This is a genomic window from Acidovorax sp. GW835-FHT14G06 (assembly GCF_058793595.1).
Genome location: NZ_JBXAGA010000011.1, coordinates 41,037 through 49,037 on the forward strand (window position 1 = coordinate 41,037; position 8,001 = coordinate 49,037).

Annotated in this window: 8 protein-coding genes and 2 tRNA genes; 7 read left to right on the forward strand and 3 right to left on the reverse strand. The window is 61.9% G+C overall.

What is annotated here, in order from left to right:
• Positions 1 to 64: 64 nt before the first annotated feature.
• The 3 genes from ppnP to AC1Q64_RS19010 all read right to left on the reverse strand — a co-directional run bounded on the left by ppnP (position 65) and on the right by AC1Q64_RS19010 (position 1,736).
• The gene (ppnP, locus tag AC1Q64_RS19000) at positions 65 to 382 is read right to left on the reverse strand and encodes a pyrimidine/purine nucleoside phosphorylase (RefSeq protein WP_015014470.1); all 318 of its coding nucleotides are present in this window, start codon (positions 380 to 382) and stop codon (positions 65 to 67) included.
• 163 nt (positions 383 to 545) lie between these two features.
• Positions 546 to 1,208 (reverse strand): glycine zipper 2TM domain-containing protein, encoded by a 663-nt coding sequence (locus AC1Q64_RS19005; protein ID WP_056063736.1) that lies wholly within the window; start codon positions 1,206 to 1,208, stop codon positions 546 to 548.
• Between the two features lie 135 nt (positions 1,209 to 1,343).
• Positions 1,344 to 1,736 (reverse strand): arsenate reductase, encoded by a 393-nt coding sequence (locus tag AC1Q64_RS19010; RefSeq protein WP_291437723.1) that lies wholly within the window; start codon positions 1,734 to 1,736, stop codon positions 1,344 to 1,346.
• Positions 1,737 to 1,788: 52 nt separating this feature from the next.
• On the opposite strand from AC1Q64_RS19010, the gene folC reads away from it, so the two are divergent.
• The 7 genes from folC (at position 1,789) to AC1Q64_RS19045 (ending at position 7,893) form a co-directional block, all read left to right on the forward strand.
• The gene (gene folC / locus AC1Q64_RS19015; protein WP_492252423.1) at positions 1,789 to 3,114 is read left to right on the forward strand and encodes a bifunctional tetrahydrofolate synthase/dihydrofolate synthase; all 1,326 of its coding nucleotides are present in this window, start codon (positions 1,789 to 1,791) and stop codon (positions 3,112 to 3,114) included.
• A gap of 22 nt (positions 3,115 to 3,136) precedes the next feature.
• Positions 3,137 to 3,979, forward strand: a complete 843-nt coding sequence (locus tag AC1Q64_RS19020; RefSeq protein ID WP_291437726.1) for an SPOR domain-containing protein — start codon at positions 3,137 to 3,139, stop codon at positions 3,977 to 3,979.
• Positions 3,980 to 4,004: 25 nt separating this feature from the next.
• A complete protein-coding gene (locus AC1Q64_RS19025) occupies positions 4,005 to 4,493 on the forward strand; it encodes a CvpA family protein (RefSeq protein WP_291437728.1) in 489 nt (162 codons plus the stop codon).
• A gap of 78 nt (positions 4,494 to 4,571) precedes the next feature.
• On the forward strand, positions 4,572 to 6,077 hold the full coding sequence (gene purF, locus AC1Q64_RS19030) for an amidophosphoribosyltransferase (RefSeq protein WP_291437730.1): 1,506 nt from the start codon (positions 4,572 to 4,574) through the stop codon (positions 6,075 to 6,077).
• A 145-nt stretch (positions 6,078 to 6,222) separates the two neighbouring features.
• A complete protein-coding gene (gltX, locus tag AC1Q64_RS19035) occupies positions 6,223 to 7,644 on the forward strand; it encodes a glutamate--tRNA ligase (RefSeq protein WP_291437732.1) in 1,422 nt (473 codons plus the stop codon).
• A 65-nt stretch (positions 7,645 to 7,709) separates the two neighbouring features.
• A tRNA-Ala gene (locus tag AC1Q64_RS19040) sits at positions 7,710 to 7,785 on the forward strand.
• Positions 7,786 to 7,817: 32 nt separating this feature from the next.
• A tRNA-Glu gene (locus AC1Q64_RS19045) sits at positions 7,818 to 7,893 on the forward strand.
• Positions 7,894 to 8,001 lie beyond the last annotated feature (108 nt).

Below are 8,001 nucleotides of genomic sequence, written 5' to 3' on the forward strand. Positions count from 1 at the left end.
AGCTGCCAGCGCATTGTGGACTAGCGCTAGAGGCCAAAATCAAGCAAATTTCAGCCCGAACATCTCAGCCGAAATGGCAGATGTAGTGGTAGGCCTCGGTCACGCGGATGTCGAACTTGGAGTTGCCGGGCACGCTGAACTTTTCGCCTGCGGACGATTTCACCCATGCATCGGTGCCTGCCAGCTTGTATTCGCACGAGCCTGCCACGCATTCCATGATTTCAGGAGCGCCGGTGTTGAACGTGAGCGTTGCGGGCAGCACCACGCCCACCGACTTCTTCGTGCCGTCCGGGAAGGTGATGCCGTGGCTCACGCACTTGCCGTCAAAGTACACATTGGCCTGGGTGGTGACGGACACGCCGTCGATTTTTTCGGTGGTCATGGATGCGCGCGTAGGAATGGAGGAAACCCGCGATTTTAGGGCAGGGTGCTGACGCATTGGGCTGTGCGACCCAACGAAACCCATGCCCGCCGCCGCTTGCACCAAGAAAAAGAGCCCCGAAGGGCTCTTTATTCACTGGTTTGTGCGGCTACGCTGCCAGCCTTCAACGCCAGTACGGGTTGCGGTGGTGCGGGTAGTAGGGGCGGCCGCTGTCGTAGCCGTATTCAATGACCGTTACCGGGGGCGTCACATAGGTGGGCGGCGCCTGGTACACCGGCTGCACGGGGTAGGTGGAGGTCACCACACCCGGTTGGCTGTAAACACCCTGGGCCGCATACGGGTCGGGCTGTGTGGAATAGGTCTGGCCGGCGGGCTGCACGTTCACGGGGATCCAGCGGCCCGGATCGTTCTGGGTGCGGGTGGTGTACTGGCGGCCTGCGTATTCATACACCACGTTGTAGCCTACGGTACGGTTTTCGTAGTACGTCTCGGTGGAGCAACGCTGCACGTTCTGATACTGCGGCTGGCCGTTGCCCTCGATCTGGTTGCCTACTACGGCGCCACCCAGCACCCCGATGGCGGTGGCTGCTGCGCGACCGCTGCCCTTGCCGATGGTATTGCCCACAGCGCCCCCGGCAATCGCGCCAATCACAGCGCCGGCGCCCGTCGTGCGGTTGCCGTTGTAGACAGTCTCGTTGCCACACACCTGCTGCGGAACGCCGACCTGCTGAATGATGGGCGTGGCAGACAGCACACGGCCTTGTTCCTGAGCGCTGGCCACGACGGCGACGGCTGCCAGGGCAGAAAAAATGACGATCTTTTTCATGGAGAAACTCCTTTCGGGTCGGTACATAACGCACCAGACTGCAGAAAAGTTTAGGCCCGCAAGGTCAATTCGGGGCCCGGACGCCGTAAATCTGCGTAAAGATTTGTGCGATTTTCCCGCGTTCCCCGTCCCAAGTCAGCCCTTGGATGCGCCATTCAGCCCGGCAGGCCACTGCTCTGGCACAAATCCGACGGTCACATGCGTGCCTTGGGCGTGCTGCCACTGCACCACGGGGCGCTTGATCACACTGGGTTGTTGCTGCATCAGCGCACTGGCGCTGGCGTCGTCCTGCACCGATGCCTGTGTGGCTGCGTCCAGCTTGCGCCAAGTGGTCCCCTGACGATTGATCAGCTTCTGCCAGCCCACAGCCTTCAGCCAGCCAGGGAGCAGCTCGGTGGGAACGCCTTGCTTCTTGAAATCATGAAACTGGATATCCAGCCCCTGTTCGGCAAACCAGGCGCGGGATTTCTTGACGGTATCGCAGTTGGGGATGCCGTAGACGGTGATGGCGGTGTTCATGCTGCGCATCATCCTCGAAATCGCGGGGGTGAATGCTGGCTCGGCGACAATCCCCGGCTGTATGCAAACCAAACCCCACACCCTGGAAGGCTGGCTGCGCCACTGCGAGCAGCTGCACCCCCGCAGCATTGATATGGGCCTGGATCGGGTCGCCGAAGTCGCCCGCCGCATGGCGCTGCGGTTCGAGTGCCCGGTGATCACGGTGGCGGGCACCAACGGAAAAGGATCGACCTGCGCCATGCTCGAAGCGGTGGCGCTGCAGGCAGGTTATCGCACCGGCGTGTACACCTCACCGCATTTGGTGCATTTTGAAGAGCGCTGCCGCGTGCATGGCGAAATCGTCTCGGCGGCAGACCTGGTACCCCATTTCGAGGCAGTGGAGAGCGCCAGAACCCAGAACGGCAACGAGGTGTCGCTCACATATTTTGAGTTCACCACCCTGGCCATCCTGCGGCTGATGAGCCATGCGCTGCTGGATGTGGCAATTCTAGAAGTCGGCCTCGGAGGGCGGCTGGATGCCACCAACGTGATCGACACCGACTGCGCCATCGTCACCAGCATTGACATCGACCACACAGAATTTCTCGGCCCGGACCGCGAGAGCATTGGCCGCGAAAAGGCGGGCATCATGCGCACAGGCCGCCCTGTCATCGTGAGCGATCCCGTGGCACCCCAGAGCGTGGTGGACCATGCGAGGGAGATTGGCGCAGATTTGTGGAGTTTTGGGCGCGATTTCAACTTTTCGGGCGACAAGCAGCAGTGGAGCTGGGCCGGACGGGGGCGGCGTTATGCCGGGCTGGCCTACCCGTCGTTGCGCGGTGCCAACCAGCTCGTGAACGCCTCGGGCGTGCTCGCCGCTTTCGAGGCATTGCGTGACCGGCTGCCGGTGACCGCCCAGGCTGTGCGCAACGGCATGGCGATGGTGGAGTTGCCGGGGCGCTTTCAGATTGTGCCGGGGCAACCGACCCTGGTGCTGGATGTGGCGCACAACCCGCACTCCGTGGCGGCGCTCACGGCCAACCTGGATGCGATGGGGTTCTTCCCCGTTACCCACGCGGTGTTTGGCGCCATGGCGGACAAAGACCTGGCGCCCATGCTGGCCAAGGTCGGGCCTCTGGTGGACCGTTGGTATTTCACCGATCTGCCCACTCCGCGCGCAGAGTCGGCCGCCGTGTTGCAGCAGAAGTGGAATGCCGTGCACATGGTGGCTGGTGGTCGCCGGGACGTTACATCCAGCTTGCATGCCGACCCACTGCAGGCCCTGCAGGCGGCGGTGGCTGCCGCAGACCCCGCTGATAGAATTGTGGTCTTTGGCTCGTTCTACACGGTGGGGGGAGTGTTGATCAATGGAACACCCCGCTTGCACGCCAAACATCTGGGCGCCTGAGCGCCTCACGAGTCCTTAGTCCATGGCATTTTTCAAGTTCCGGTGGCCCGGTCAGGGTGAGCAGCAACAGGCCGAAAAGCCGTCCAAGCGCCCGCGTACACCACAGGCTGAGAGCATCGAAGTGATGCGCCGCCGCGCCCGGCATCGGTTGATTGGCGCTGCGGTGCTGGTGCTGGTGGGGGTCATCGGATTTCCCCTGCTGTTTGATACCCAGCCAAGGCCTATTCCGGTGGATATTCCCATCGAAATCCCGGACCGGAACAAGGTAGCGCCTTTGGTGGTGCCTGCGCCAGTGGCTGAAACTACCGCCGCCAAGCCGGCTGCACCCTCCACCCCAGAGCCAGCCCCGACTGCCACTACGCAACGGCCTGCGCCTTCGCGTACCGCCGCCGCTAACGGCTTGGCCGAGGGTGAGGAACTTGTGCCTAGCGCTCGCCCAGCAACGAGCAAACCTGCGGCGGCGCCAGCAACTGTACCCGCTAAGCCCGAGGTAAAACACGAGGCCAAGCCGCCCTTGGCCCCCGCGCCATCTCCTGCACCCGAGCCCAAGCCTGCGCGTGCCGACGACTCTGCGCGTGCCCGCGCCTTGCTGGAAGGCCGCACCACTGAAGCGCCAGCGGCCACGAGCGCCGAAGAGGCCCGCTTTATCGTGCAGGTCGGTGCCTTCGCTGACGCTGAAAAAGCCCGGGAAGCCCGCACCAAGGTAGAGCGGGCGGGTCTCAAGACCTATACCCAGGTGGTGGATACCAAGGACGGAAAGCGCACCCGGGTGCGTGTGGGCCCGTTCACCAACCGGGCAGAGGCAGACAAGGCGGCGGCGCGCATCAAGGCGTTGGACCTGTCGGCTTCGGTGCTGACCCTGTAAGCATCGATCAGGTTCTCTGTTGTCCATGGCTGCGCTGGATTGGGTGTTTGTGGCCGTGCTGCTGGCCTCCATGCTGATTGGTGCGTGGCGTGGTCTGGTTTTTGAAGTGCTATCGGTACTGGGCTGGGTGGTGTCGTTTTTTGTGGCGCAGTGGTTTGCAGCCGATGCGGCGGCCTTGTTGCCCATGGGTGGTTCGGGGGAGTCGCTGAGATATGCGGCGGGCTTCGTGGTGGTGTTTGTGGCTTCGGTTTTTGCGTGCGGTTTTCTGGCCTGGCTGGCCAAGAAGCTGGTGGAAGCTGTGGGGCTGCGCCCTGCGGACCGCACCTTGGGCGCCGTTTTTGGTGTGCTGCGTGGTTTGGTTCTGTTGCTTGCCGTGGCCGTGGTGGCTGGCATGACCCCCGTGCACGAGGCGCAGTGGTGGCAGGAATCGCGGGGCGCACCGGTCTTAACCGACGTGCTCAAGGGGTTGAAACCGGCGCTGCCGGACGAATTTGGAAGGCATCTGCCTTCGTGAGATCGAAGCGGCAGCGGCCAGAAGCTGCTGCTGTTGGATGACCGCGGGGCTGTTCCCGCAAACGGATGGAATACAACTATGTGTGGAATCGTCGGCGTCGTCAGTCCTGCGCCCGTCAATCAGCTGATCTATGACGCCTTGCTGCTCTTGCAGCATCGCGGCCAGGACGCGGCTGGCATCGTGACCCAGCAGGGCCGCAAATTCTTCATGCACAAGGCCAAGGGTATGGTGCGCGACGTCTTTCGCACTCGCAACATGCGTGCTCTGCCGGGCAACGTGGGCCTGGGCCAGGTGCGTTACCCCACCGCCGGCAATGCCTACAGCGAGGAAGAAGCGCAACCGTTCTACGTCAACGCCCCGTTCGGCATCGTGCTGGTGCACAACGGTAATCTGACGAACGCACGCGAACTGCGCACCGAGCTGTTCCAGACGGACCATCGTCACACCAACACCGAAAGTGATTCGGAAGTCCTGCTGAACGTGTTTGCGCACGAACTCGAACGCGCTACGCGTGGCGTGCCGTTGCAGCCTGAGGACGTGTTCACCGCAGTGCGAGCGGTGCACAAGCGCATCAAGGGGTCGTATGCCGTGATCGCGCTGATCGCTGGCCATGGCCTGCTGGCCTTCCGCGACCCTCACGGCATCCGCCCGCTGGCCATGGGGCGCAGCCAGGACGGTACGGTGATGGTGGGCAGCGAGTCGGTAGCGCTGGAGGGCACGTCCCATGTGTTCGAGCGCAATATCAACCCGGGCGAAGCGATTTTCATCACGCTCGATGGACAGGTTCACGCCAGCCAGTGCGCAGAGAACCCGCAGCTCAACCCCTGCATTTTTGAGTTTGTGTACCTCGCGCGGCCTGATTCGGTGCTTGACGGCATATCTGTCTATCAGGCGCGTCTGAACCTGGGTGAAGCCTTGGCCAAACGCGTGGTGTCCACCGTGCCACCCAACGAAATCGATGTGATCATTCCGATCCCCGAGTCCAGCCGCCCCAGCGCCACACAACTGGCGCATCTGTTGGGCGTCCCCTACCGGGAAGGCTTCGTCAAGAACCGCTACGTGGGGCGCACCTTCATCATGCCGGGGCAGGGAGTGCGCAAAAAGTCGGTGCGCCAGAAGCTGAACGTGATTGGCAGCGAATTCAAAGGCCGCAACGTGCTGTTGGTGGATGACTCCATCGTGCGTGGCACGACCAGCCGCGAGATTGTGCAGATGGCGCGCGACGCAGGTGCTCGCAAGGTGTACCTGGCCAGCGCAGCGCCACCCGTGCGCTACCCCAACGTGTACGGCATCGACATGCCCACCAGCAGTGAACTGGTGGCCCATGGCCGTACAGTGGAAGAGATTCGCCAGGCCATCGGCTGCGACGCTCTCATTTACCAGGACGTGGACGGCATGAAGAAGGCCGTGGGCGCGCTCAACAATGCCATCGTTGGGTTCGATGCCTCGTGTTTTGACGGCGTGTATGTGACCGGCGACATCACAGCAGAAGGCATCGCCAGCTTGAACGAAGGGCGTGTGGGCGCAGAGGAGGGAGAGGAAGACACCTCGCGCCTGGCTCTGCCCAATGCACAGGAAGCGTAGCCAAGGACTTGCGCAAGCACCGCGGGCCATTGCACACCCTGTGTAGCCCCGGCTTTTTCGGGCAATGCGGCAGCCGCGCTGGCTGCGCCTTGCTGGATTGACTCCACCGTGAAACTGGCCCCGTTGAGGGCCAGAATTGATTGTTATGACTGAAAACACTGCCTCGAGCGCCGGCCGCGTGCGCACCCGTTTTGCTCCGTCTCCCACGGGCTTCATTCACCTGGGCAATATCCGCTCGGCGCTGTATCCCTGGGCGTTTGCCCGTGCCACGGGGGGGGATTTCATTTTGCGCATCGAAGACACCGATCTGGAGCGCTCCAGCCAGGCGGCAGTGGACGTCATCATCGAGGGCATGGCCTGGTTGGGCCTTAACCACGACGAAGGCCCGTTCTATCAGATGCAGCGCATGGATCGCTACAAAGCTGTACTGGCGGAGTTGCAGGCGGCTGGCCACGTATATCCCTGCTACATGAGCGTGGCTGAGCTGGATGCCCTGCGTGAGCGGCAGATGGCTGCCAAGGAGAAGCCCCGCTACGACGGCACCTGGCGCCCCGAAACCGGCAAGACTCTTCCGCCTGTTCCCGAAGGGGTTTTGCCAGTGCTGCGCTTCAAGAACCCGCAAGGAGGCGTGGTGGCCTGGGATGACAAGGTCAAGGGCCGCATCGAGATCAGCAATGACGAGCTGGATGACCTGGTGATCGCGCGCCCCGACGGTACGCCCACCTACAACTTCTGCGTGGTGGTGGACGATATCGACATGGCGATCACGCATGTGATCCGTGGCGACGACCATGTGAACAACACACCGCGCCAGATCAACATCTTCCGCGCCCTGGGCAAGGAACCTCCGGTGTACGCCCACTTGCCCACCGTGCTCAATGAGCAGGGCGAGAAGATGAGCAAGCGCAATGGCGCCAAGCCCGTCACGCAGTACCGTGATGAAGGGTATCTGCCCGATGCCATGGTGAACTACCTGGCGCGTCTGGGTTGGAGTCACGGAGATGACGAAATTTTCAGCCGCGAGCAGTTCCTGCAGTGGTTCAACCTGGACCATCTGGGCCGGAGCGCTGCGCAGTTCGATGAAGCCAAGCTGCGCTGGGTGAATGCCCAGCACTTGAAAGCGATGGCTGATGATGCGCTGGCCGCGCTGGTTGCTCCGCAGTTGCAGGCGCGTGGTGTTTCGGCCGATGCGTTGGCTGATGGCCGTCTGTCCCGGATCTGTGCGCTGTTCAAAGACCGGTGCGACACCACAGTCGTGCTTGCCAATTGGGCACAGGTTTTTTATGGCGATGTGTCGCCTGTGGATGCAGAGCGCGCCCAGCATGTCACCGATACCATTGCGCCCGCTCTGGATGCACTGGCTGATGCTCTGGTGGCATGTGAATGGGACAAGGCTTCTATCAGCGCGGCGTTCAAGCAGGTGCTGGCGGCTCACGGCCTAAAGATGCCTCAGCTGGCGATGCCCGCCCGCGTGCTGACGGTTGGAACAGCCCACACGCCATCGGTCGATGCTGTGCTGGAACTGGTCGGACGCGAAAAAGTTGTAGCGCGTTTGCGAAACCGCTAAAAATCTGTCTATAATTCAAGGCTCAGGTGATGACAACAAATACTAAGTGTTTGAAGTCATTTAGTGGGGGTATAGCTCAGCTGGGAGAGCGCTTGCATGGCATGCAAGAGGTCATCGGTTCGATCCCGTTTACCTCCACCACGTCACTTGACAACGGTTAGTTCCAAGGTTTTGACCCTATCGTCTAGAGGCCTAGGACATCACCCTTTCACGGTGAGTACCGGGGTTCGAATCCCCGTAGGGTCGCCAAGTTTGTAGCGCTTGGCTTGTGTTGGTAAATGCAAGCGAAAAGCTGCCTGCCAGGAGTGGTAGTTCAGTTGGTTAGAATACCGGCCTGTCACGCCGGGGGTCGCGGGT

Bases quoted from the DNA above. Each gene is read 5' to 3' on its own strand.
- folC (WP_492252423.1), top strand. From the start codon at position 1,789: ATGCAAACCAAACCCCACACCCTGGAAGGCTGGCTGCGCCACTGCGAG.
- gltX (WP_291437732.1), top strand. From the start codon at position 6,223: ATGACTGAAAACACTGCCTCGAGCGCCGGCCGCGTGCGCACCCGTTTT.
- purF (WP_291437730.1), top strand. From the start codon at position 4,572: ATGTGTGGAATCGTCGGCGTCGTCAGTCCTGCGCCCGTCAATCAGCTG.
- ppnP (WP_015014470.1), bottom strand. From the start codon at position 382: ATGACCACCGAAAAAATCGACGGCGTGTCCGTCACCACCCAGGCCAAT.
- AC1Q64_RS19025 (WP_291437728.1), top strand. From the start codon at position 4,005: ATGGCTGCGCTGGATTGGGTGTTTGTGGCCGTGCTGCTGGCCTCCATG.
- AC1Q64_RS19010 (WP_291437723.1), bottom strand. From the start codon at position 1,736: ATGCGCAGCATGAACACCGCCATCACCGTCTACGGCATCCCCAACTGC.
- AC1Q64_RS19020 (WP_291437726.1), top strand. From the start codon at position 3,137: ATGGCATTTTTCAAGTTCCGGTGGCCCGGTCAGGGTGAGCAGCAACAG.
- AC1Q64_RS19005 (WP_056063736.1), bottom strand. From the start codon at position 1,208: ATGAAAAAGATCGTCATTTTTTCTGCCCTGGCAGCCGTCGCCGTCGTG.